Source organism: Humitalea sp. 24SJ18S-53 (assembly GCF_050632385.1).
Taxonomy (GTDB): Bacteria; Pseudomonadota; Alphaproteobacteria; order Acetobacterales; family Acetobacteraceae; genus Humitalea.
In genome coordinates, this window is sequence record NZ_CP192599.1 from 4730537 (window position 1) to 4755086 (window position 24550).

Genomic DNA, 24550 nt, shown 5'->3' on the forward strand with positions numbered 1-24550 from the left:
AGTGGCTTCGGGTGCGGCATAGCGGATGGGGCGGGCGCGGCGAACCCCTGATGACATGACACCTGTGTCGCTGTTCCCGGATGCGCCGGTGACGCGGGTGCGCGTGCTGCTGCCACTGCCGTTGGCCGGGGCCTACGACTACCGCGTGCCGGAGGGATTTGCCCTGCCGCCGCCGGGGTCTTTCGTCGAGGTTCCGCTGGGGGGGCGCGACGTCGCGGGGGTGGTCTGGGATGGGGAGGCCGACCCGGACCTTCCGGCCGGGCGGCTGAAACCGATACGCCGGGTGTTCGATTGCCCGGCGATGACGCCGAGCCTGCGCAAACTGGTCGATTGGGTCGCCGCCTATACGCTGTCGCCGCCCGGGGCGGTGCTACGCATGGCGATGAGCGCGCCATCGGCGCTGGAACCGGGGCGGCCCACGGCGGGCTGGACGACCGGTGGCGGCACCTCGCGAATAACGCCGGAACGGGCGCGGGTGCTGGCGGTGCTGGCCGATGGCGTGCCGCGGGCGGGGTCCATCCTGGCGGCCGAGGCGGGGGTCAGCCCCGCCATCCTGCGCGGCATGGCCAATACCGGGCTGCTGGTGCCCGCGTTGCTGCCAGCCGCGGCGCGGTTCGCGCGGCCGGACCCGGATCATCCGGGGCCGGTGCTGGGGGAAGCGCAGGCTTCGGCGGCGGCGGCCCTGTGCCAGGCGGTCGATGCGCGGGCGTATTCGACCACAATGCTGGCCGGCGTCACCGGGTCGGGCAAGACCGAGGTTTACCTCGACGCCATCGCCGAGGCGTTGCGGCAAAACCGCCAGGCGCTGGTGCTGCTGCCGGAAATCGCCCTGTCGAGCCAATGGCTGGAGCGTTTTGCCCGGCGGTTCGGCGCGGCCCCGGCCCTGTGGCATTCCGAACTGACCAGCGCCACCCGCCGCGACACCTGGCGCGCGGTGGCCGAGGGGGTGGCGCCCGTGGTCGTGGGGGCGCGGTCGGCGCTGTTCCTGCCCTTTCCCGACCTGGGCGTGCTGATCGTGGATGAGGAACACGAGACGTCCTTCAAGCAGGAGGAAGGCGTCGTCTATTCCGCCCGCGACATGGCCGTGGTGCGGGCGCGGTTTGCCGGGGCGGCGGCGGTGCTGGTCAGTGCGACGCCCAGCCTGGAAACCCTGACCAATGCCGAAGCGGGGCGGTATCGGGCGCTGCATCTGCCCTTGCGGCACGGGGCGGCGGGGTTGCCGACCGTGTCGGCCGTGGATTTGCGGACCGACCCGCCGGAGCGGGGGCGGTTCCTGTCGCCCAAACTGGTCGCGGCGGCGCAGGCGGCGATCGCGCGGGGGGGGCAGGCGATGCTGTTCCTGAACCGACGGGGGTATGCGCCGCTGACGCTCTGCCGGTCCTGCGGGCATCGGATGCGCTGCCCGAACTGCACCGCCTGGCTGGTCGAACACCGGCTGCAACGCCGGCTGCAATGCCACCACTGCGGCCACGCAGAACCCATCCCGCCCACCTGCCCGCAATGCGGGGCGGAGGGGTCCCTGGCCGCGGTGGGGCCTGGCGTGGAGCGGGTGCAGGAGGAAGCGGCGATCGCCTTTCCGGACGCGCGGCGGATCGTGATGGCGAGCGACACCTTGCCGGGGCCGCTGGCGGCGGCGGAGGCGGCGCGGAAAATCGTGGACCGCGAGGTGGATCTGATCATCGGCACGCAGATCGTGGCCAAGGGGTGGAATTTTCCGCATTTGACCCTGGTGGGGGTGGTCGATGCCGATCTGGGGCTGGCAGGGGGCGATCTGCGGGCGGCCGAACGGACGATCCAATTGCTGCACCAGGTGGCGGGCCGCGCGGGGCGGGCGGATGCGCCGGGTGAGGTGATGCTGCAGACCTGGAACCCGGAGCACCCGGTGATGCAGGCGCTGATCGGCGGCGATTTGGACGCGTTCATGCGGGCGGAGGCGGAACAGCGCAGGCCGGGGCATTGGCCGCCGTTTGGGCGCTTGGCGGCGTTGATCGTGAGTAGCGAGGATGAGGGGCTTGCGGATCGGGCGGCGCGGGATTTGGGACTCGCGGCGCCGTATGGGCCGGGGGTGGAGGTGCTGGGGCCGGCGCCGGCGCCTCTGGCGCTGTTGCGGGGACGGCATCGCAGGCGGTTGTTGCTGAAGGCGGCGCGGGATGTGGCGGTGCAGCCGATTTTGTTGGAGTGGCTGGGGCGGGTGCCGGTGCCGGGGAGTGTGAAGGTGCAGGTGGATGTGGATCCGGTGGGGTTTTTGTAGGGCCGGTCTCACAAAGCCTGCGCAGCCGTCCTTACCCATTCGACGAAGACGGCATCGCTCACGCGGCCAGCGGCCATGTCCAACATCATGACCGTCGCCTCGGCATCACCGGCGGTGAGCAAAAAACCGTTCCGGACCAGGAAGGTTTCAAGCGCCACGAAGGCCGTGCGCTTGTTGCCGTCGATGAACGGGTGGTTGCGGGCGATGGCCAGGGCGTAGAGCGCGCCCAGTGTGGGCGGGTCGGGTGCGCCATAGCCGGCATGGTTGATGGGCCAAGCCAGGGCAGATTCCTGCAACCCGATGTCCCTGATGCCGGAGGCGCCGCCGTGTTCGGCGATTTGTTCGTCATGGACGGCCAAGAGCAGTTCGCGCGTCAGCCAGACCGTCACTTCGCCAGTTCACGCAGGACGGCGCGGCGCTTCTTCATGACTTGGCGCGCGACCTCCATCTGGGCGGCAAAGTCCGGGTCGGTCGTGGTCAGGCGGATGCCGCCGTCGGTTTCCACGACGAAGAGAGTATCGCCCTTGCCGACGCCTAGCTTGGCCAGCAGTTCCTTAGGGAGGATGACGCCGACCGAGTTGCCGATGGAGGTGAGTTTGAGGGCGGACATGGGGGTCTCGTCGTTCGTACGGACGTTGTAACCAACACTTGGTTCTGTCGCAACTGGTGAGGCTGTTGCGGCGGCGACCGCGGAGCCAGTTCATGTCGGGGGATCGAGGCCAGGTTCGCGTGATGGCAAAGGCTGTCTGGGCAGGATTTGGTTCGGCCGGAACACAGCATCGTTCCGCGGCCGTGTCGGCACCCCGCCGCATCGCTCGCCCCTGGCGCAATCAACGGCAAATTGGACCTCGTCGACGCAGCCCCGTCGTCTCGTCGTCTCGTAAGTCCGCGCACGTTGAAACCAGACCTCCGTATAAGGCGAGCGGCTGGCTAGAACCGCGTAGAAATCCGGTGGTATCGAGAAGCCCGACACAATTGGACTGCGCCATTCGCCGCGCGCTCCATAACGGGCGATGACAGTCGCGATGGGGAGACACACGAGACTCGTGTCCACACGGATCTGAAGGAACGCGCGCCAGGAATATGGGACAGGACGGTCAGACGACCGCAGATAGGCTGGGTAGGGCTGCGTCACGTCAAGAAAGGTTGGGCCAGAAGTCGTTCGGGGATGCCCCAGATGCCGCCAGGACGATGACCCGGAGGCCCCTACAGCCTCGAGACGCAGGCCGAGAAGGTGTTCTAATACATCGGGCTTCTCCACACCGCCTGAACTCGCCACCTCCATCATGCGCGTAAGAAGCTCGTTCGGGTCGGGTTCGGCCACGTCGACGTAGCGGTCGATCTGCTTCGTACAGCCAGCGGATAGCAGGGCGGCAAGGCAGACGGTTAGCGCGGTACGCCCGACCAACATTCTTGCCCTTTGTGCCGCGCCATGAAGCACCGCGCGTGCGCGGGTAAAACTGCTGTCTGACCAAGAGTCAGCAGGGCACGGCCAGCGAGCATCAATCACGCAGGCCGTTTCGCGACATTGATGCCGCACCGGCAAAGACCGCCGCGATCACCAAGGCGAGTCGCCCAGCGATCACGGCGCGCCTCACCCCTTCCCATGACAATGCTTGTACTTCTTCCCCGACCCACACGGGCACGCCGCATTCCGGGGCGTCCGGTTCCACGTCGTCGGGTCCATCGGGTCCACCCCAACGGAATACCCCTCAACGCCCGCACTCGCCGCCGTCACCGCCGCGCCATACTCCCGCGCATCCGGCAGCGGGTCCGACCCATCCGGGTTCGGGTGGCGCATATCGGTCACCCGCACCGGCTCCGGTTCCGGCAGAGGCTGGTCGGGCATCAGGTCGATGCGCATGATCCACTGCGTTGTGCGTTCGCGCAGGTCGCCCAGCATGTTGTTGAACAGCAGGAAGGCTTCGGATTTGTATTCGTTCAGCGGGTCGCGCTGGCCATAGGCGCGCAGCCCGATGCCCTGGCGCAGGTGGTCCAGCGCCAGCAGATGTTCCTTCCACACGGCGTCAAAGATCTGCAGCAGCAGCGCCTTTTCCACCTGGCGCATCCGCTCCGGCCCGAAGTCGGCGGCGCGTTGTGCGGCGCGGGTTTCGGCGGCCTGTTCGATGCGTTCATGCACCGCGACCTCGTCGATGCCTTCCTCGCGGCCCCATTCCTCGACCGGCAATTCCAGGCCCAGAAGGTCAGAGACCTTCTTCTGCAGCCCGACCATGTCCCATTGCTCGGCATAGGCGTTGTCGGGGATCGCGCGATCGACCATGTCGCGGATCACTTCGCGCCGCATTTCCGCGACGGTTTCGGCCAGGCTGTCGGCGGCCATGAACGCGCGGCGCTGGGCGTAAACCTCCTTGCGCTGGTCGTTCATCACGTCGTCGTACTTCAGCAGGTTTTTCCGCGTGTCGAAGTTCCGGGCTTCGACCTTCTTCTGGGCCTTTTCCAAGGCCTTGTTGATCCAGGGGTGGACGATCGCCTCGCCCTCTTTCAGCCCCAGCTTGGTCAGCATCCCGCCCATGCGGTCGCTGCCAAAGATGCGCATCAGGTCGTCTTCCAGCGACAGGAAGAAGCGACTGCCGCCGGGGTCGCCCTGGCGGCCTGAACGGCCGCGCAACTGGTTGTCGATGCGGCGGCTTTCGTGGCGTTCGGTGCCGATCACGAAGAGCCCGCCGGCGAGTTTCACCTTCTCGGCCGAAACGGCGACCTCGGCCTTGATGTCGGCCAGGGTCCGTTCGAATTCAGGGCCTTCCGGCTCACCGGCAAACACCGCGGCGGCCAGCATTTCGGCGTTGCCGCCCAGTTTGATGTCGGTGCCGCGGCCGGCCATGTTGGTCGCGATGGTCACCGCCCCCGGCCGCCCGGCCTGGGCCACGATGCCGGCTTCCTGGTCATGGTGGCGGGCGTTCAGCACCTTGTGCGGAATGCCCTTCTTGGTCAGCAGTTCGGAGATCAGTTCCGACTTCTCGATGCTGGTGGTGCCGACCAGCACGGGCTGGTCGCGGGCGCGGCATTCCTCGATCAGGATCGCCACGGCCTCGTATTTCTCGCCGGCCGAGCGATAGACCTCGTCATCCTCATCCTTGCGGGTGACGGGCACGTTGGTCGGGATTTCGACCACTTCCAGCTTGTAGATTTCGGCGAATTCATCGGCTTCGGTCGCGGCCGTGCCGGTCATGCCGGCCAGCTTGGGGAAGAGCCGGAAATAGTTCTGGAAGGTGATCGACGCCAGCGTCTGGTTTTCCGGCTGGACCGCGACGTGTTCCTTGGCCTCCAGCGCCTGGTGCAGCCCGTCGGAGTAGCGGCGCCCCTCCATCGCGCGGCCGGTGAACTCGTCGATGATGATGATCTTGCCCTGGCGGACCATGTAGTCGACGTCGCGGCTGAACAGCACATGCGCCCGCAATGATTGGCTCACGTGGTGCACGACGGACACGTTGGGCGCGTCATACAGCCCGCCGGCCTCGATGATCCCCGTGTCGCGCAGGGTCTGTTCAATCGTCTCGGTGCCTTCTTCGGTCAGCGAGACGGTCTTTTGCTTCTCATCCTTGTCGAAGGTGGTCGGGTCCTTGACCAATTCCTTCACCACCGCGTCGACGGTGTTGTAGAGTTCCGACGTTTCGTCGGTCGGCCCCGAAATGATCAGCGGCGTCCGCGCTTCGTCGACCAGGATGCTGTCGACCTCGTCCACGATGGCGTAGAAGAAGTCGCGCTGGACCATCTCGTCCTGGCGATACTTCATGTTGTCGCGCAGGTAGTCGAAGCCGAATTCGTTGTTGGTGCCATAGGTGATGTCGCAGTGATACGCCGCGTGGCGTTCCTGATCGACCAGCCCATAGACGATCTTGCCCGTGGTCATGCCCAGGAAGCCGTAGATCTGCGCCATCCAGTCGGCGTCGCGGGTGGCCAGGTAGTCGTTCACGGTGACGACATGCACGCCCTTGCCGGCCAGCGCGTTCAGGTAGACCGGCAGGGTCGCGACCAGGGTCTTGCCCTCGCCGGTCTTCATCTCCGCGATGCGGCCTTCGTGCAGGACCATGCCGCCGATCATCTGCACGTCGAAATGCCGCATGCCGAGCACCCGGCGCGACGCCTCCCGCACCGTGGCGAAGGCTTCGGGCAGCAGGTCGTCCAGCGTCTCGCCTTTCGCCAGGCGTTCGCGGAACAGCACCGTCTGGTTGGCGAGGTCGGCGTCCGACAGGGCCTGCATGGCCGGTTCCAGCGCGTTGATCGCCGGCACGCGGGCCTTGTGGCGCTTGAGCACGCGCTCGTTGGACGTGCCGAAGATGGCGGCGGCTAGGCGGCTGAACATGGAAGACCCGGACTCCGTGAACCCCGGCGCGCGGCCTGACCCCCGGCGAATGCGGGCGGCGGGCGGTGCCCCGGGGGGTCGCCAGGAAACATCTGGACTCCGCGCATCTAGGCGCGGCGGGGGGGCGGGTCAACGCGCGGTCTCGTTACGGCCTGAAACGGGCGCGGTGGTTGTGGCGTTACAAGAGTTCGGCCAAATATAAGTCTCTTATTCTGGAACACGCCCCATGCGTCGCCTTGCCCTGCTTCTTGCCGTCATCGCCGCCCCCGCATTGGCCCAGCCGGTGCCCGCGACGCCCCCCATCCCGGCCGCCCCGGCTGCTGCAGCCCCCGGCGCGCCCGATCCGGTGGTCGCCCGCGTCGATGGCGCCGACATCCGCCTGTCGGAGGTCCAGGAAGCCATGGCCGGCCTGCCCGAGGAATATCGCAACGCCCCGCCAGCGATGATCTTCCCCCTGATGGTGGATCAGATGGTGGCCCAGAAGGCCATCGTCGCCGCCGCCCGCGCCCAGGGCCTGGCCAATGACCCGACCGTGCAGCGCCGCATGCGCCGGGCCGAGGAAGTCGAGCTGCAGCAGGCCTTCATCGCCCGTGAAGTCGCCCCCCTGATCACGGATGAGGCCCTGCGCGCCCGCTACACCGCCCAGACCGCCACCCGCGGCGGTGAGGAAGAGGTCCGCGCCCGCCACATCCTGGTGCCGACCGAGGCCGAGGCCCGCACGATCCTGGCCGAGGCCCGCCGCCCCGGCGTGGATTTCGCCGACCTGGCCCGCCGCCGCGGCACCGGCCCCGGCACGCAGTCGGGCGGGGACCTGGGCTTCTTCAAGCGCGACGACATGGTGCCGGAATTCGCCACCGCCGCCTTTGCCCTGCAACCCGGCCAGATCGCCGAGGCCCCGGTCCGCAGCCAGTTCGGCTGGCACGTGATCAAGGTCGAGGAACGCCGCACCGCCCCGGCGCCCTCCTTCGAGGACAGCCGCGAGACGCTGCGCCAGCAGGCGGTTGAGGAAACGGTGGGCGCCGTGGTGGAACGCATCCGCGCCGCGGCGACGATCGAACGCTTCAACATCGATGGCAGCCCGATCGCGCCGGCCCCGGCGGCCCCCGCCCGGATGCCCGACGCGGTGCCGCCGCCGGCGCCCGCGCGCAGGTAAGGGCAGTCCCTCGGGCTCCCCGAGGCCGGGTTCTTGCCCCGGCCTTGTCAGCCCTCCAGCCCACCCCCGCCAGGGGCGGCATAGGGCACGCCCACCGTCCGCATCAGCCAGGCCAGCCGGTGCCGCTGCGCCGCCTGGGCATGGAGGCGCGACGCAGCCTCGGCCGCGTCGCCGTCGCGGGCGCGCAGGGCGGCCAGGATCGCCAGGTGTTCGGCATGTGCCTCCTCCGCCCGGCCTGAGATCGTCAGCAGGCTCGGCAGCAGCGCCATGTTGGCGGACAATTGTTCCAGGCTGCGCAGCAGGTAGCGGTTGTGGGCCGCCAGATAGAGCAGCCCGTGGAAGCGCTGGTTCGCCTCCGCCAGCGCACGGGCGTCGTGGAACAGGGCGGGTTCGGCGGCGATGATCTCACCCATGGCGGCGATTTCGGTGCCGCTGGCGTGCTGGGCCGCGAGGCGTGAGGCCGCGGCCTCCAGCACCTCCCGCATCACATAGAGTTCCACGACCTGCTGGTGGTCCGGGCGGGTGACGACCAGGCCGCGGCGGGCTTCATGCGTGACCAGCCCCTCGGCCTCCAGCCGCGCGATCGCCTGGCGCACCGGGGTGCGGGAGACGCCGAAACTGGCCGCGAGGTCGGTTTCGGTCAGCCGCAACCCCGGCGTCAGCACGCCGTCGCGGATGGCTTCGCGAATCCGGGCATAGGCTTCCTGGCCACGGTCGCGGGCGGGTTCCGGTCCGATCATCTGGTTCATGGCGGCAGTCTATCGCGTCTGGACATGATTGGATACGACTGTATACACTCGGGCACAACAAGACAGGAGAGAGGGCGTGCCAGATTTCGCCCGCATCTATGACGTGTTGGTGGTGGGCGGCGGCAATGCGGCGCTCTGTGCCGCCATCACGGCCCGCCGCGCCGGGGCCTCGGTGATCCTCTGCGAGGCATCGCCCCCGCCCATGCGCGGCGGCAATTCGCGCCACACGCGCAACCTGCGCGCGCTGCACCCCGGCCCGACCAAGGTGCTGACGGACGCCTACCTGGAAGAAGAATACTGGGACGATTTGTTGCGCGTGACCGGCGGGCGCACCGATGAACACCTGGCCCGCATGTGCATCCGCGCCAGCCAGCACGCGCCGGATTTCCTGGCGAGCTGCGGCGTCGTCTTCCAGCCGTCGCTGTCGGGCACTCTGTCGCTATCGCGGACCAATGCCTTCTTCCTCGGCGGCGGCAAGGCGCTGGTGAATGCGCTGTATCGGGAAGCCCAGGCCATCGGCGTCGTGACGCTGACCGATACCGAAGTCGAGCATATCGAGGTCGAGGACGGTTTTGCCCGCGAAGCTATCATCTCCCACAAGGGGTTTCCCGAACGTATCCGCTTCAAGGCCATCGTGGCGGCCAGTGGCGGCTTCCAGGCCAATCGCAACTGGTTGCGCGAATACTGGGGCGATGCGGCGGATAACTTCCAGATCCGCGGCACCCCCTATGCCCAAGGCCACGTGCTGAAGGATCTGCTGGCGCAGGGTGTGCAGCAGGTCGGCGACCCGACCCAGTTCCACGCCGTCGCCAATGACGCCCGCGCGCCGATGGAAGACGGCGGGCTGGCGATGCGGCTGGATTGCGTGCCCTTCTCGCTGGTGGTGAACCGCGACATCGAACGCTTCTATGACGAGGGCGAGGATGTCTGGCCCAAGCGCTACGCCATCTGGGGCCGGCTGATCGCGCAGCAGCCCGGCCAGACCGCGCTGGCGGTGACCGATAGCCAGGCCGTGCACAACTTCCTGCCCAGCGTCTATCCGCCGCTGAAGGCGAACACGATCGCCGAGATCGGCCAGCAGGCCGGCTTCGACGGCGAGGCCCTGACGCGCGTCGTCGAAGCCTTCAACGCCTCCGTCGTGCCCGGCACCTTCCGCCCGATGGTGCCGGATGATTGCCGCACCGAGGGGCTGACCCCGCCCAAGAGCCATTGGGCGCGGCGCATCGACCAGCCGCCCTACTACGGCTACCCGCTGCGGCCCGGCATCACCTTCACCTTCCTGGGGCTGAAGGTGGACGACAAGGCGCGGGTGATCATGGCCGACGGAAAACCCTCGGCCAACATGTTCGCAAGTGGCGAGATCATGTCGGGGAACATCCTGGGCCAGGGCTACCTGGCGGGATTCGGGATGACACTGGGCACCGTCTTCGGGCGGCTCGCGGGTGAAGGAGCGGCACGCCATGTCCGGAACTGAACTGGAATCCGACGCCTACCAGGATGCCCGCCGCCAGATGGCAGTGTGCAATGCCTGCCGCTACTGCGAGGGCTATTGCGCCGTCTTCCCCGCCATGGCGATGCGGCGCGATTTCGAGAAGGCCGACCTGACCCACCTGGCCAACCTCTGCCACGGCTGCAAGGGCTGTTACCACGCCTGCCAATACGCGCCGCCGCATGAGTTTGGTATCAACATCCCGGCGACTTTTGCCACGGTCCGGCAGGAGAGCTACGCCGAATACGCCTGGCCCCCGGTGATGGGAAAAGTGTTCGAACGCAACGGGACTTTGGTGACGGGTCTTGCGACACTCGGCGTGACCCTGGCGCTGGTGCTGGCGGTGCTGTTGCGCGATCCGGCGGTGTTGTTTTCGGCGCAGACGGGCACCGGGGCCTTCTTCCGCGTGATCCCGCTGTGGCTGATCAACCTGCTGGCGGGCGGCACCTTCGCCTTTTCGATTGTCGCCATGTCGATGGGGGCCTGGCGCTACTGGCGCGGCACGGGCGGCATGGGCGGGCCGATGACGCCGGCGCCGGTCGTCGATGCGGGCTTCGATATCCTGACCCTGCGGAACCTCGGCGGCGGCGGGCATGGCTGCAACGACCTGGACGACAGCTTCGCCCAGCATCGCCGCTGGCTGCACCAGGCGATGTTCTACGGCTTCATGCTGTGCTTCGCGGCGACCACGGTCGGCGCGATCTACCACCACGTGTTCGGCTGGAAATCGCCGCATGCCTTCCTGACGCTGCCGGTGCAACTGGGCACCTGGGGCGGCGTGCTGCTGTGCATCGGCACCGCGGGGCTGATCGTGGTGAAGACCGTCACCGACCCCATTCCCGTGGCGCGCAAGCTGATGGGCGGCGAGTACGCGATGCTGGGGCTGTTGTTCCTGATCGGCGCCACCGGGCTGCTGCTGCTGGTGGTGCGCCACACCGGCGCCATGGGCATCATGCTGTCCATCCACTTCGGCCTGGTGCTGTCGCTGTTCGTGGCCTTGCCCTATTCGAAAATGGTGCACGGCATCTACCGCGGCATCGCGCTGATGCGGAACGCGCGGGAAGTGCGGGCGGCGGTGTAGTTCGGGTCGGGCGGGACTTGAGGAGGGCTTCGCCCCCCTCAAACTCCCCCCACCAGGGGCCGCCGCCCCTGGACCGACGGGGTTATTGGTAAAGGAAAGGGAGGGGCGTCAAAGGCGTGCCATCGATCAGGGATGCTCCCCGCCCCTCCCTTTCCTTTACCAAATAGCGCGGGTTCCAAGGGCCCGCCGGCCCTTGGTGGGGGAGGTCTGGAGGGGGTGTTCAGACCGGAGACATCCCTGACGCCTGTTCGGAGACATGCTTGACGCTTTTGGGCTTGGTTTCTCGGGAGAGGGACGATGCCCTGGAAGGCGTTATCTGTGATCGACACCCGTCGGGAGTTCGTCCGTCTGGCCAGCGTCGGCGATGTCAGCGTGGCGGCGTTATGCCGTCGCTTTGGCATCAGCCGGCAGAGCGGTTTCACCCTGTTGCGGCGTCACCGCGAGACAGGCGATGCGGGCCTCGTGGAGCGCTCGCGCCGGCCGCATGACAGCCCCAGGCGGGTGGCGCCCGAGATCGAGGCGCAGCTGCTTGCCCTGCGCGCGGCGCACCCGCGCTGGGGCGGGCGCAAGCTGGCGCGGCGGCTGCGCGACCTGGGCGTGGAGGGGGTGCCGGCGCCATCGACGGTGACGCAGGTGCTGCGCCGTGCCGGCCAGATCGACCCGATCGAGGCCGAGCGGCATCGCGCCCTGACCCGCTTTGAACGCCCAGCCCCGAACGAGCTGTGGCAGATGGACTTCAAGGGCCACATCCCGGCCGGCAGCCGGCGCTGCCACCCGCTGACCGTGCTGGACGATCATTCGCGCTACGCCCTGGGCATCGCCGCCTGTGCTGGCGAGACGCTGATCGAGGTCCAGGGTCGGCTGACCGCGCTGTTCCGCCGCTATGGCCTGCCCGGCGCCATCCTGTGCGACAATGGCTCACCCTGGGGCGCCACGGGCCATACCGGCAGGCTGGCGGTGCAGCGCAGCGCCTTCGAGGTCTGGCTGATGCGGCTGGGCGTGGCGACCCTGCATGGGCGGCCGCGGCATCCGCAGACCCAAGGCAAGGACGAGCGGTTCCACCGCACGCTGGATGTGGAGGTGCTGCAGGGCCGGCGCTTCGCCGACCTGGACGACTGCCAGGCGGCGTTCAACGCCTGGCGGCCAGTCTACAACGAACAGCGCCCGCATGAGGCGCTGGGCATGGACGTGCCGGCGAGCCGCTACCGGCCCAGCAGCCAGGGCTTTCCCGAGGTGCTGCCGACGCCCGACTACTACCAGACCGACCTGGTGCGCCGGGTGCGGCCGAATGGCTGCTTCAAGCTGCATGGCAGGATGGTCGGGCTGTCGCAGGCCTTCGCCGGGCTGGACATCGCGCTGCGTGCGACGGGGCGGGATGGCGTGCTGAGCCTGCACTTCATGCGCTTCAGGCTGGGTGAGGTGGACATCACCGGGCCAGAAACGATAATCGGACCCGTCAGGGATGTCTCCGAACACCCGTCAAGCATCTCTCCGGTCTGAACAAGGGGGCGAAGCCCTCTCCAGAATCCGCCCGCACAAGACTGGCGCCCCGTCAGCGCACGCCCACGCGGTTCACCGGGCCGCCCAGGTTGGCGCCGCCCACGCCGGGTGCCCCAACGCCGGGCACACCAACGCCAGGTGCCACGCCCACCCCCGGCGCGCCAACGCCCGGGGTCACGGCGCGGCGTGCCGCTGCCCGTGGGGCAGCCGCCGGGCGCGCGACGCAGCCGACCGGCACGCCGGGGCCGTTGCAATAGACCACCGCCTGGGCCGGCGACGGGGATACGGCCGCAAGGCCGCCGGCAAGGGTCATGATCGAAAGCAAGGCGCGCATGGTGTGCATTCCTTTGGTTGCGGCGTAACGCGGGCAGCCAGGGATCATCCTCCCGTTCGGCAAAATCTTACAGCCCCGAATCAGGACACCGAGTTCAGGTGGCTCAGGCAGCCCCCGGCCGCTTCGGCGGCGGGGCGGGCCACGTCGCGCGTCATGAACCCGGCCATGACCAGGCTGCGCGCGGCCGATCGCAGCGCGTCGGGGATCGCCGTGCCACTGGTCACGGTCGGCAGCGCCCGGTCGTAGAGGGTCTTGCCGGCCGCCGGCAGCGCCGCGGCGCAGCGGTCGGCGATGCTCCGGTCGGCCAGGGCAGGCCCGGCGGCGAGCCAAAGCCCAAGCACGGCGGCGGAGAGCAATCGAAGGTCAGGTCCCGGCATGGCATTCACCCATCTGGCCGCTGATCTTGTCGGGCGACGCGATGACGCCAAACCGCACACCGGCCGCCCCCCATGCGGCCGAACCTTCCACCAAGCCCTTAACGGCGCCCCCCTTGGCGGGAACTGCTGCGCGCGCGACAACGCCGCGACCTGCTTTGAGGATACGCCGATGGCTGCCAAGGCCCTGCCCGTCTCGCCGCTCCTGGTTCCGATGCCCGAGGTGCCGCCCATCGCCGGCGTCGCCATCGGCATCGGCGCGGCGGGCATCCGCTATGCCACGCGCGAAGACGTCACGATGATGACCTTCCCCGCCGGCACCACGGTCGCGGGGGTGTTCACCAAGAATCTCTGCCCGGGCGCGCCGGTGGATTGGTGCCGCGCGGCGCTGAAGGGTGGCAAGGCGCGGGCGCTGGTGGTCACCGCCGGCAATTCCAACGTCTTCACGGGCAAGGCGGGGAAGCAGACCTGCGTGGACACCGCCGCCGCGATGTCGGGGCTGCTGGGCTGCAAGCCGCGTGAGGTGTTTCTCTGCTCGACCGGCGTGATCGGTGAAAAGCTGCCGACCGAAAAGCTGACCGCCGCCTTGCCCGCGGTCTTCGCCGGGCTGGACGCCAACCGCTGGCCCGAAGCCGCCCGCGCGATCATGACGACCGACACCTTCCCCAAGGCATCCGTGCGGAAAGTCATGCTGGGCGGGGCCGAGGTCACCATCGCCGGCATCGCCAAGGGCAGCGGGATGATCGCGCCGGACATGGCGACGATGCTGTGCTTCATCGCGACCGATGCGAAGCTGCCGGCCCCGGTGTTGCAGGCGGCGCTGAAGGCGGGGGTCGATACCTCCTTCAACCGCACCACGGTGGATTCCGACACCTCGACCAGCGACACCGTGCTGGTCTTCGCCACCGGCCAGGCCAAGCACGCCAAGATCGCCGCCGATGCCCCCGCCAGCGCCGTAAAAGCCTTCCGCGCGGCGCTGGCCGACCTGTTGCTGGACCTGGCGTTGCAGGTCGTGCGTGACGGCGAAGGCGCGCAAAAACTGATCCGCATCGACGTGACCGGCGCCGTCACCGCCAAGTCGGCCCATCGCATCGCGATGTCGATCGCCAATTCGCCCCTGGTCAAAACCGCCATCGCCGGTGAGGACGCCAATTGGGGCCGCATCGTCATGGCCGTCGGCAAGGCGGGCGAGCCGGCCGACCGCGACCGCCTGTCGGTCGGCGTCGGCGGCACCTGGATGGCGCGTGAGGGGGAGATCGTCGCCGGCTACGACGAGGCCCCCGTGGTCGCCCATATGCGCGGGCGGGAGATCGATATCGCCGTGGACATCGGCCTCGGCAACGGCAAATCCACCGTGTGGACCTGCGATTTGACGCATGGCTACATCGACATCAACGGGTCCTACCGGTCCTGATCCCCTTCGCTCCCCTTGCCACCGCGCGGCTGCTGCTGCGCCCGCTGCGGGCGGAGGATGCGGCCGCGCTGCACCGGCTGGTCAACGACTGGGATGTGGCGAAGAACCTGGCGCATGTGCCGTTTCCCTATCCGCGCGACCTGGCCGATGGCTGGATCGCCGATACGCAGGAACGGCTGGACAAGGGCGTCGGCTATTCGCTCGCGATCGAACAGGATGGCGCGCTGGTCGGTTGCGCCGGGCTGACGCTGAAGGGGGATGAGGCGGAGCTCGGCTATTGGATCGGCCGGCGGTTTTGGGGCCAGGGCATCGCCGCCGAGGCCGCCGGGCGCCTGGCCACCTGGGCGCTGGCCACGCTGCCGCTGCGCCGCCTGCACGCGCAGGCCCTGCCCGACAACGCCCGCAGCATCGCCGTGCTGCGCCGCATCGGTTTCCAGGATGATGGGGAGGGTGAGGCGGAATTCGTCTCCCGCGGCGGCGCCATGCGGGTGCTGCGCTTTGTCGCGACCCGCGACAGCCTGCCGCTGCCCGAAGCGCCCGCGCCGGTGGCGGAAGCGGCCGCCGCGTCCAGAATCCTGCTGGTCGCGGCCTGCGCGCTGATCGACACCGACGGTCGCGTGCTGCTGGCGCGCAGGCCGGAGGGCAAGGCGCTGGCCGGCCTGTGGGAATTCCCCGGCGGCAAGGTGCACCCCGGCGAAACCCCCGAAGCGGCGCTGATCCGGGAGTTGCACGAGGAACTGGGCATCGACGTGACCGAGGCCTGCCTTGGCCCCTTCACCTTTGCCAGCCACGCCTATCCGGGCTTCCATCTGCTGATGCCGCTGTACCTGTGCCGGCGCTGGACCGGCACGGTGACGGGGCGCGAGGGCCAGGCCCTGGCCTGGGTGCGGCCGCAGAAACTGTCGGACTATCCCATGCCGCCCGCCGATGTGCCGCTGGTCGCGTTGCTGCGCGATTTTCTCTGAGGGACCGCCGCCATGAACCCCACCGCCTGCCTGCTGATCATCGGCAATGAGGTGCTGTCCGGCCGCACCCGCGACGCCAACCTGCAATTCCTGGCGACCCGCCTGGGCGAGCGGGGCATGCCGCTGCGCGAGGTGCGGGTGATCCCCGACGTGCCGGACACGATCATCGATACGGTGAACGAGGTGCGGCAAAAGTTCGACCATGTCTTCACCACCGGCGGCATCGGGCCGACGCATGACGACATCACATCCGAATGCATCGCCCGCGCCTTTGGCGTGCCCTGGGAGGTGCATGAGGAAACCCGCGCGCTGATGGCGGCCGACTACGCCAGCCGCACACCGCCGGTGCAGTTGAACGCGGCCCGGCTGCGCATGGCGACCCTGCCGCGGGGTGCGGTGCCGATCCGCAACCCCGCGACCACGGCGCCGGGGTTCAGCATGGGCAATGTGCATGTGATGGCCGGCGTGCCGCGCATCATGCAGGCGATGTTCGACGCGCTGGCACCGTCCCTGCCGCGTGGCGAACCTGTGCTGTCCCGCGCGGTGCATGCGCTGGGCGTCTACGAAGGCCAGATCGCCGCGGGGCTGGAAGCCATCCAGCAGCGGTTCGCCGAGATCGACATCGGGTCCTACCCCTTCTACCGCGCCGATGCGCCGGGGGGCGGCGGGGTGGCGCTGGTCGCCAAGGGGACCGAGGCGGCGGTGCTGGATGCGGCGGCGGCGGCGATCACCGAGATGCTGGCCGGGATGGGCGTGGCGCCGATCGCGGGTGAGCCGACGACGCCCTGACGGGCTGCAACCCTGCGGCAGCCGCCGCGTTTCCATCGGAACGGCCGCCGTCGCGGCCCGATGGAGGGCAGCGCCTTGGTCCACCCCGGTTTCACCCGCAACGTGCTGCTGGGCCTGCTGACCGCGGCGGTGCTCAGCCTGCCCCTGGTCGCCTTTGGCCAAACGCCGGCGCCGGTGGTGCCGGCCGAGGTCGTGCCGGCGACCCCTGCCCCGCCCGACCAACCCGTTCCGGCCGCGCCGATCCCCGATGCGACCGGCATCACGCCGCAAGGCATGATGGGCGTGACGCCGGCGCAGCCTGACGTGCCCGCGACGCCGAACCCGCCAGCCGCACCCGCGCCTGGCCAACCCGCTGCTGCCGCGCCTGTCGCGGCCGAACCGGGCCTGCGGGAGGTGCGGCGCGCCAGCCTGATGATCGGGGCGGCGGTGCATGGCGGCGATGACGCCAGGATCGGCACGATTTCCGATGTCATCCTGCCGCAGCGTGGCGGCGTGCCGGTCGTGGTGCTGACGCTCGGCGGCGTCCTGGGGGTTGGCGGGCGGATTGTTGCGCTGCCGGCGGACCGCCTGCTGCAATCGCCGCCGGATGGGCGATGGGTGCTGCCGGGGGCGACGGCCGAGACCCTGGCGGCGCTGCCGACCTTTGCGTTCGGCGGGCCGGCGCCGCGTCAATAAGCCAGCCGGCTATTGTGCGAAGCCCGGAATCCCGCGCCGGAACGCATCCTCCCGCCCATCGCGCGTGATCTGCCAAAGCGGGCTGTCCACCGCCAGGCGCTGGCCGCCATCGCGCTGCACCGGGCGGATCACGATGGTCCCGACATCCCGCGTCTGCGCCCCGAACAGCAGCAGCGGCACGCGGACATAGATGCCCTTGTCGAAGGACCCCTCGCCGAAGCGCGCCGCCGACACGTCGGTGATGGTGGCGAAGCCGCCGACCTCGATCCCGCTGTTGAAGCGGCGCCCCAGTTCCAGGGTGCCGCCCCAATCGCCGGCCAGGTACCGCCCGCCCCGCACCACCGTGTAGAGGTTCCACAGCGGCAGGTCGGCGTAGAGCGAGGCCTGTCCCGTGGTCACCGTATAGTCGCGGAAGTCGAAGCGCTGTTGCGTGCTGCGCTGCTGCACCCAGTTCACATCGACCCCGACCGCGATCGGGCTGGCATGCGGCCGCCACAGCAATTCCGACGACACGCCGCCGAACATCGGCTCCAGCAGCCCCGCCGTGACGCGGGCGAAAATATCCGGCGCCGGGGTCCAGATGCGTTCGGCGTAGAGCGCGGGGATCGATGTCGTGCCATCCCGCGCATAAAGCGCGTAGTCGCTGCGGACATGCGGCAGGACGCTGTCGCTGGGGGCGCCCCCGCCCATATTGCCGAAGATCGCCTGGCCCAGGCTGCCGGCGACGGCAAAGCCGGCACCGATCTCCAACCGCCCGCCGACCGCGACGCCGGCCTGGTAGCGCACCGACCGGGTGGGGTCGCCCAGGATGATGTTGATGCGCGGCAGGATGCCCCAGTCGAAGAACGGCCCCGGGGCGCGGATGGCGCCTGGCCAGACGCGGGTATCGGCGGGCAGCAGGAAGGTCGCGGCATAGGCTTCCTCGGGCGAGGCCTGGCGCCGGCCCACCGCCTCCAGCACCGCGCGGGGGATGAGCATTTCCGAGACTTCGACGCCCGCGTTCCACCAGGCCAGGCGCAGCATCTGGACGTCGTCGGGCAGCAGGTCGTTGACCGCGCGCAAGATGCGGGCGGCGATCTGGGCGATGGTGCGGAAGCCGCCGCCGGAGACGGCGATGCGGGCCTCCTGCCCCTCGATGCCGAAGGCGATGGCGGGCAGGCCGGCGGCGCGCAGGGCGGCGAAGACGCGGGCGGCCAGGGCGGCGTCGGCGGGGGTCGCGGGGTCGGGCGGCGGCCGGGCGGGCATCGGCGGCGGCGGGGCCAGGCGGATGGCCGGCGGATCATCCGGGTTCATCCGCAGGCTGAGCCGGAACAGCAGGTCGGTGCCGTTCACGGCAAACAGGCCGGCATCGACCGAATCATTCGACCATTGGATGCCGGCGTTGAAGCGTGACGCGGCCTCCCCCCGCAGGTTGGTCGTGCGGCCCGGGTAGCCGCCGCGTTCGTCGCGCAAATTGTCGGCGGAATATTCCGCCTTGACCCGGAAGCCATCGACGTCGCCCCAGGGGGTCGGCAGCGGCGGCAGGGTCACCTCCACGCCGCCAAAGATGCCGGCATAGGGGCCGCGGAAGTAGGAGGCGTTCAAGGTGCCGCCCTGGCCCACATCGCGCGGCCGGTTGGCGAAGCTGTCGGAGATATTGGTCAGCGGGTTGGTCACGTCCTGGCCGGTCGCCTGGCGCCCCCAGCCCATGCCGGCGGTGACATCGACCGGACCCCAGCGGCGGGAGGCGACGATGTATTCGGCGCCATAGATGCCGGTGCCGATCATATCCTGCAGCCCGATGGCGATGGCCGGGGTCCATTCGCCTTCCTCGACCAGGCGCAGTTTCAGGTCGAAGGAGCGATCGGTGGTCATGCCTTCGCCGGTGGTGCCGTTGAGCCGTTCCGCCAGGCGGAAGGTTGCTTCCAGGAAGGGCAGCGCCTGGAAGGAGACGAACCAGAAGCGGCGCTGGTGGCGAATCGCGGCACCGGCTTCCAGCGTGCCATCGGGGCGGAAGCGGGCGTTGCGGCTTTCGATCAGGCCGACGCCGCCGAAATCCATGCCGGTGCCGGGGACGTCCTGCGCCAGGGCGGGGGCAGCCAAAGGTGCGGCCGCCAGCATGATGCAGGCAGCGCAGATACGCGCGACGCTGGCGGCGACCATGCGCCGCACCCGAATCCCCAAGGCCCCCATATCCTCACAGAATCGTGAAGTTCGGGCGACTTGGGAAGCCGGAAACCGTCCATAAGCGGGGCAGCATGTCCGGTTTGTCATGCCAATGTTGCAAGCGGGCGCGTTGACCGGACCCCGCAGCGCAACATACTTACACCATACAAGGGGTTAACCTGGGTGTGGTAACAGCCTGTCCCGGTCCCGAAAGCAATGGTCAACCAAACATGTCCTTGACGCATGACCCCCGCGACGCCGCCTTCCACGGCCGCCGAACCGACGGCAGCCCCGTCCGCCGGCCGCTGTCGCCGCATTTGCAAGTCTATCGGCTGGGCATCACGGGCAACCTGTCGATCCTGAACCGGATCGCCGGCTGCGCCTGGACCGGGGGCATCCTGCTGCTGGTCTGGTGGCTCGTGGCCGCGGCCGCGGGGCCCAGCGCCTTTGCCACCGTGCAATGGTTCCTGGGGTCCTTCCTCGGCCTGCTGATCCTGTTCGGGATGACGGCGGCGGCCTGGTACCACACCCTGGGTGGCATCCGGCACCTGGTCTGGGATGCCGGCTACGGCTTCGACCTGCCGACGGTCTATACCTCTGGCTACGCCGTGCTGATCGGCACCGGCGTCTTGACGGTCCTGACATGGATCGTCGCGTTGATCGTCTGGTGAGGCTGGCATGAAGACCGAACACGACGCCGCCCTGCGGTTGCGGACCCCCTTGGGCCGGGTGCGGGGCCTGGGCTCCGCCCGTGGCGGCACGCACCACTGGTGGGGCCAGCGGCTGACGTCGCTGGCGCTGCTGCCGTTGACGCTCTGGTTCGCGATCTCCGCCGTGTCGCTGGCGGGGGCCACGCATAGCGATGCGCTGGTCTTCATCGGAGCGCCGCTGAACGCGGTGCTGCTGATCGCGACCCTGCTGCTGACGTTTCATCACACCAATGCGGGTTTGCAGGTCGTGATCGAAGACTATGTGCGAGCCCCCGGGGCCCGCATCGCGGCGCTGCTGGCGGTGCAGGCGGCCTGCTGGCTGCTCGCCATCGCCTCGGTGCTGGCGGTGCTGCGGATCGCGGTCTGATCGTGTTGGCCCGGGCGCCCCTGCGCCCGGCGATTTTTTTGGGGGCCGCGGCCTCCATGACGGATGGAACGGGACGATGAACGCCATCAGCAAGCCAAGCAGCGGTGCCTACCGCGTCGTGGACCATACCTATGACGTGGTGGTGGTCGGCGCCGGTGGGGCCGGGTTGCGCGCGACCTTCGGCATGGGTGCGGCGGGGCTGAAGACCGCCTGCATCACCAAGGTCTTCCCCACCCGGTCGCATACCGTCGCGGCGCAGGGTGGCGTCGGCGCGGCACTCGGCAACATGGGCGAGGATGACTGGCGCTGGCACATGTACGACACCGTGAAGGGGTCGGACTGGCTGGGCGACCAGGATGCCATCGAATACATGTGCCGCGAGGCGATCCCCGCGATCATCGAGCTGGAACACTACGGCGTGCCGTTCAGCCGGACCGAGGACGGCAAGATCTACCAGCGCCCCTTCGGCGGCCATATGCAGGACTACGGCAAGACGCCGGCGATGCGCGCCTGTGCCGCCGCCGACCGCACCGGGCATGCCATCCTGCACACGCTCTACCAGCAGTCGCTGAAGCATGGCTGCGAGTTCTTCGTCGAATATTTCGCGCTCGACCTCATCATGGACGACGAGGGTGTGTGCCGCGGCGTGATGGCCTGGAACCTGGAAGACGGGACCATGCATCGCTTCCGCGCGCAGCAGGTGGTGCTGGCGACCGGTGGCTATGGCCGCGCCTATTTCTCCTGCACCTCCGCCCATACCTGCACCGGCGACGGTGGCGGCATGGTGCTGCGCGCCGGGTTGCCGATGCAGGACATGGAGTTCGTGCAGTTCCACCCGACCGGCATCTATGGCTCCGGCTGCCTGGTGACGGAGGGTGCGCGTGGCGAGGGCGGCTATCTTACCAATTCCGCCGGTGAGCGTTTCATGGAGCGCTATGCGCCGACGGCCAAGGACCTGGCATCGCGCGACGTCGTGTCCCGCGCCATGTCGGTGGAAATCCGCGAGGGCCGCGGCGTCGGCCCGAACAAGGACCACATCTACCTGCACCTGGAGCACCTGGGCGCCGACCTGCTGCACGAGCGCCTGCCGGGCATTTCCGAAACGGCCAAGATCTTTGCCGGCGTGGATGTGACGAAGGAGCCGATCCCGATGCTCCCGACCGTCCATTACAACATGGGCGGCGTGCCGACGAACATCCACACCGAGGTGCTGCGCCCGACCGCGCAGGACCAGGATGCGATCGTCCCCGGGCTGATGGCGGTGGGTGAGGCCGCTTGCGTGTCGGTGCATGGGGCGAACCGCCTCGGCACCAACTCGCTGCTGGATCTGGTCGTGTTCGGCCGCGCCGCGGCGTTGCGGGCGGCGGATGTCATCAAGCCCGGCGCGTCGCAGCCGCCGCTGCCGGCCCGCGCGGGTGAGGCATCGCTGGACCGGCTGGACCGCACGCGCCACGCCAAGGGGTCGACCCATACCTCCGAGATTCGCCTGGCGATGCAGAAGACGATGCAGACCCATGCGGCGGTGTTCCGCACATCGGAACTGCTGAGCGAGGGTGTAACCAAGATGCAGGGCGTCTATGACGCCGCGCGCGATTTGAAGATCTCGGACCGTTCGCTGATCTGGAATTCCGACCTGGTGGAAGCGCTGGAGTTGGAGAACCTGATGGGCAACGCCATGACCACCATGGTCGGCGCCGAGGCCCGCCACGAAAGCCGTGGCGCCCATGCGCATGAGGATTATCCCGACCGCGACGACGTCAACTGGATGAAGCACACGCTGGCCTGGTGCGATGCCGATGGCAGCGTGAAGCTGGATTACCGCGACGTGAAGATGCGCACCCTGACCAATGAGGTCCAGGTATTTCCCCCCAAGGCACGGGTGTACTGATCGATGGCGACCTTCACGCTTCCGAAGAACAGCAAGGTCGGCGCGGGCACGACCCACAAGGCGCCGGCCGGTTCGACCAAGGTGCGGTCGTTCAGCATCTATCGCTGGGACCCGGATACCGAGGCGGCGCCCCGGCGCGATGTCTATGAGATCGACCTGGACAAGACCGGGCCGATGGTCCTGGACGCGCTGATCAAGATCAAGAACGAGATCGACAGCAGCCTGACCTTCCGCCGGTCCTGCCGCGAGGGGATCTGCGGGTCCTGCGCGATGAATATCGACGGGACCAATACCCTCGCTTGCCTGAAGCCGATCGAGGAAGTGGCCGGCGAGGTGAAGATCAACCCGCTGCCGCATCTGCCGGTGGTGAAGGATCTGGTGCCCGACCTGAGCCAACTCTACGCGCAGTATCGCAGCGTCGAGCCCTGGCTGAAGTCCGACACCCCGCCGCCGCCGGATGAGGAACGCCGGCAGTCGAAGGAGGAGCGGGCCAAGCTGGACGGGATGTGGGAATGCATCCTGTGCTTCTGCTGCTCCACATCCTGCCCGTCCTATTGGTGGAACGGTGACCGGTATTTGGGGCCGGCCGTGCTGCTGGCGGCGTATCGCTGGATCGCCGATAGCCGCGATGAGCGGACCGGGGACCGGCTGGACGATCTGGAAGATCCGTTCCGCCTGTATCGCTGCCACACGATCATGAACTGCACCAACACCTGCCCCAAGGGGCTGAACCCGGCGCAGGCGATCGGCAAGATCAAGCAGTTGATGGTGGAACGGCAGGGCTGATTTCACGGCCAGGCAAGGCGCACGCTGCGGGGGATGGATTTCTTCCCCGCGGTGGTGCGTAGAAGGCGCTTGAGCAGCCGGATGGCAGGCATGTCGCGGCGCTCAATCGCAGGCCAGAAGTAGCGCATCAGCCTTTCGGACAAATCCGGGTCGGGTAGCAGCCAGGGCGGCCCGTTGAGGGCTGACCGGATGCTCAGGCGCCTGATCAGCACCAGAAATCCCAGCCCCAGGATGCGATGCGCGCGGCGGCAGGCGCGGGTGATGAAGGATTCAATCCTTCTGAGCGGGTGGTCGTCGTCGTCGAGGGCGACGAGGGTTTCCAGCAGGGATTGCCATAGCCCGCCGTGCGTCAGGCGCCGGAAGTAGCGGGCGATGGTGTCGGGCTTGCCGAATTTTTCCGGAGTGTCGCGCCAGGGGGACGCCGTGCAGGCGATGTGGAAGATCGCGTCCATACGGGCGCGGAGGTCGCCGACCTGGCGGCCGGCGGGGGAGCGGTGGATGAGGTGGGGGTAGAGGGCGAGCCATTCGGCGTCGGAGAGGGGGCACCAGGGACGGGGTGGGGTGTGGGGGCGGAGGGGCATTTTTGGGGTGTAGCATGGGGGAGGCTAAAAAAGGTAAAAAAACCTATTATGCCCCGACAGCCTAATTGAGAAGCGTGTTCGGCGCGTCTAGCGCAGAGGTTATCGGCGTTGTTGTCGCGCGCCAGCGTGAGCACGCGCCTAGCTGGTCTATTACCCGGCCGGCACCAAGCGCCGGCTACAACGACGGCGCATTGGCAGTGCTGAATTCAGACTCAATCGCTTCCGCAGTTATGACAGAATAATCGCCTTCAGCGAATGTCGGTTCGGCTGCGCCCTTCAGCTGGAAAGTGAGCTTTGTGAGATCCCGCATCAGCTCGACGAAGCTGACGATCCATTGACGTATCTGCTCGTCATCTATCGTCCAGACGTGGGATTGGTCGCCAATGTAAAGAACGAAGTCCGTAGTCAATCCGCGAACCTCGTCGTTGATAGGCTCTAGCCACGAAGCGTAGTGAGCCATCAGGTTTCTGACTTCCCGAAACCCAGCCATCCGTTGGACCATCGGATCGGCTCTATCTATTGGCAGGTGCTTTCGGATAATGACCTTCGCCCGGTCGATCTTTCGTTCAAGGCTGTTTTCGCAACGTCTCTGCTGATCGAGGTCGGAATAGCCTTCCAGGGTGGCGCCTTGATCGACCTTGTCGCGATAGATCTCCGCCATCTCAAGTACGATGAGGGCGTGTTCGACGGCAAAGCTCGCTCCAAGAATTTGGCCTCGAATGGCCCGCATCTGCAAAGCGATCTGACGAGGATCTCGGAGTGGGGGATGGGCCGTGTTGAACGCAATCCATGCCTTGGGCCTCAGCCGCACGCCGGCCTCCGTGGGGATTCCTCTGAACTTCTCGGAACGTTGCCGCTTCATAGATTCTCCATCCCGTGAGGCCGCCCCGGCCGCATTCGGTCTTCGACTGTCTCGGCCCAGTAGGCTGGTCGCATTGACGCAGGCCCCGTCCATTCACCTAACAGCGTCAGCAT

22 protein-coding genes are annotated in these 24550 nt (G+C 68.2%); 13 read left to right on the forward strand and 9 right to left on the reverse strand.

Going from position 1 to position 24550, the window contains the following annotated elements; all coding sequences use genetic code 11:
- Positions 1-55: 55 nt before the first annotated feature.
- Positions 56-2251 carry a primosomal protein N' gene (locus ACQW02_RS22765; protein WP_431282197.1) on the forward strand — a complete coding sequence of 732 codons (2196 nt, stop codon included), beginning with the start codon at positions 56-58 and terminating at the stop codon, positions 2249-2251.
- An 8-nt stretch (positions 2252-2259) separates the two neighbouring features.
- Here ACQW02_RS22765 and ACQW02_RS22770 read toward each other — a convergent pair whose 3' ends face one another.
- From ACQW02_RS22770 to secA, 3 genes are all read right to left on the reverse strand, one after another.
- On the reverse strand, positions 2260-2640 hold the full coding sequence (locus ACQW02_RS22770; protein WP_431282198.1) for a type II toxin-antitoxin system death-on-curing family toxin: 381 nt from the start codon (positions 2638-2640) through the stop codon (positions 2260-2262).
- Positions 2637-2861, reverse strand: a complete 225-nt coding sequence (locus tag ACQW02_RS22775) for an AbrB/MazE/SpoVT family DNA-binding domain-containing protein (RefSeq protein WP_431282199.1) — start codon at positions 2859-2861, stop codon at positions 2637-2639. The genes ACQW02_RS22770 and ACQW02_RS22775 overlap by 4 nt, the downstream gene beginning before the upstream one ends.
- Before the next feature lie 984 nt (positions 2862-3845).
- Positions 3846-6575, reverse strand: a complete 2730-nt coding sequence (gene secA, locus ACQW02_RS22780; protein WP_431282200.1) for a preprotein translocase subunit SecA — start codon at positions 6573-6575, stop codon at positions 3846-3848.
- A gap of 226 nt (positions 6576-6801) precedes the next feature.
- On the opposite strand from secA, the gene ACQW02_RS22785 reads away from it, so the two are divergent.
- Positions 6802-7728, forward strand: a complete 927-nt coding sequence (locus ACQW02_RS22785) for a peptidylprolyl isomerase (protein ID WP_431282201.1) — start codon at positions 6802-6804, stop codon at positions 7726-7728.
- Positions 7729-7775: 47 nt separating this feature from the next.
- On the opposite strand, the gene ACQW02_RS22790 is transcribed toward ACQW02_RS22785, so the two are convergent.
- Positions 7776-8477 carry a GntR family transcriptional regulator gene (locus ACQW02_RS22790; protein WP_431282202.1) on the reverse strand — a complete coding sequence of 234 codons (702 nt, stop codon included), beginning with the start codon at positions 8475-8477 and terminating at the stop codon, positions 7776-7778.
- 76 nt (positions 8478-8553) lie between these two features.
- Here ACQW02_RS22790 and tcuA point away from each other — a divergent pair, with 76 nt between their 5' ends.
- From tcuA to ACQW02_RS22805, 3 genes are all read left to right on the forward strand, one after another.
- On the forward strand, positions 8554-9951 hold the full coding sequence (gene tcuA, locus ACQW02_RS22795) for an FAD-dependent tricarballylate dehydrogenase TcuA (protein ID WP_431282203.1): 1398 nt from the start codon (positions 8554-8556) through the stop codon (positions 9949-9951).
- Entirely contained in the window at positions 9938-11047 is a 1110-nt protein-coding gene (gene tcuB / locus ACQW02_RS22800; RefSeq protein WP_431282204.1) for a tricarballylate utilization 4Fe-4S protein TcuB, read from the forward strand. Before tcuA ends, tcuB begins: the two co-directional genes overlap by 14 nt.
- A 318-nt stretch (positions 11048-11365) precedes the next feature.
- Positions 11366-12547, forward strand: coding sequence for an IS481 family transposase (locus ACQW02_RS22805; protein WP_431282205.1), 1182 nt, complete (start codon positions 11366-11368; stop codon positions 12545-12547).
- 52 nt (positions 12548-12599) lie between these two features.
- On the opposite strand, the gene ACQW02_RS22810 is transcribed toward ACQW02_RS22805, so the two are convergent.
- Positions 12600-12881 (reverse strand): hypothetical protein, encoded by a 282-nt coding sequence (locus ACQW02_RS22810; RefSeq protein ID WP_431282206.1) that lies wholly within the window; start codon positions 12879-12881, stop codon positions 12600-12602.
- Positions 12882-12961: 80 nt separating this feature from the next.
- Positions 12962-13258, reverse strand: coding sequence for a hypothetical protein (locus ACQW02_RS22815; protein ID WP_431282207.1), 297 nt, complete (start codon positions 13256-13258; stop codon positions 12962-12964).
- A gap of 169 nt (positions 13259-13427) precedes the next feature.
- Here ACQW02_RS22815 and argJ point away from each other — a divergent pair, with 169 nt between their 5' ends.
- The 4 genes from argJ (at position 13428) to ACQW02_RS22835 (ending at position 17098) form a co-directional block, all read left to right on the forward strand.
- Entirely contained in the window at positions 13428-14669 is a 1242-nt protein-coding gene (argJ, locus tag ACQW02_RS22820; protein ID WP_431282208.1) for a bifunctional glutamate N-acetyltransferase/amino-acid acetyltransferase ArgJ, read from the forward strand.
- Entirely contained in the window at positions 14666-15634 is a 969-nt protein-coding gene (gene mutT / locus ACQW02_RS22825; RefSeq protein WP_431285960.1) for an 8-oxo-dGTP diphosphatase MutT, read from the forward strand. The genes argJ and mutT overlap by 4 nt, the downstream gene beginning before the upstream one ends.
- 12 nt (positions 15635-15646) lie before the next feature.
- Entirely contained in the window at positions 15647-16423 is a 777-nt protein-coding gene (locus ACQW02_RS22830; protein WP_431282209.1) for a competence/damage-inducible protein A, read from the forward strand.
- A gap of 75 nt (positions 16424-16498) precedes the next feature.
- Positions 16499-17098 (forward strand): PRC-barrel domain-containing protein, encoded by a 600-nt coding sequence (locus tag ACQW02_RS22835; protein WP_431282210.1) that lies wholly within the window; start codon positions 16499-16501, stop codon positions 17096-17098.
- Positions 17099-17107: 9 nt separating this feature from the next.
- Here the strand turns inward: ACQW02_RS22835 and ACQW02_RS22840 are convergent, their stop codons facing one another.
- Complete coding sequence (locus tag ACQW02_RS22840; RefSeq protein WP_431282211.1) at positions 17108-19261, reverse strand: YjbH domain-containing protein; 2154 nt, start codon at positions 19259-19261, stop codon at positions 17108-17110.
- Between the two features lie 212 nt (positions 19262-19473).
- On the opposite strand from ACQW02_RS22840, the gene sdhC reads away from it, so the two are divergent.
- The 4 genes from sdhC (at position 19474) to ACQW02_RS22860 (ending at position 22994) form a co-directional block, all read left to right on the forward strand.
- Entirely contained in the window at positions 19474-19914 is a 441-nt protein-coding gene (sdhC, locus tag ACQW02_RS22845; protein WP_431282212.1) for a succinate dehydrogenase, cytochrome b556 subunit, read from the forward strand.
- A 7-nt stretch (positions 19915-19921) separates the two neighbouring features.
- Positions 19922-20320, forward strand: coding sequence for a succinate dehydrogenase, hydrophobic membrane anchor protein (gene sdhD, locus ACQW02_RS22850; RefSeq protein WP_431282213.1), 399 nt, complete (start codon positions 19922-19924; stop codon positions 20318-20320).
- Between the two features lie 76 nt (positions 20321-20396).
- Complete coding sequence (sdhA, locus tag ACQW02_RS22855) at positions 20397-22208, forward strand: succinate dehydrogenase flavoprotein subunit (protein ID WP_431282214.1); 1812 nt, start codon at positions 20397-20399, stop codon at positions 22206-22208.
- Between the two features lie 3 nt (positions 22209-22211).
- Positions 22212-22994, forward strand: coding sequence for a succinate dehydrogenase iron-sulfur subunit (locus tag ACQW02_RS22860; protein ID WP_431282215.1), 783 nt, complete (start codon positions 22212-22214; stop codon positions 22992-22994).
- Between the two features lie 2 nt (positions 22995-22996).
- On the opposite strand, the gene ACQW02_RS22865 is transcribed toward ACQW02_RS22860, so the two are convergent.
- Positions 22997-23575: a transposase gene (locus ACQW02_RS22865; RefSeq protein ID WP_431282216.1), complete on the reverse strand. Its 579-nt coding sequence runs from the start codon at positions 23573-23575 to the stop codon at positions 22997-22999.
- A 175-nt stretch (positions 23576-23750) separates the two neighbouring features.
- Positions 23751-24437 (reverse strand): hypothetical protein, encoded by a 687-nt coding sequence (locus tag ACQW02_RS22870; protein ID WP_431282217.1) that lies wholly within the window; start codon positions 24435-24437, stop codon positions 23751-23753.
- Positions 24438-24550: the final 113 nt, after the last annotated feature.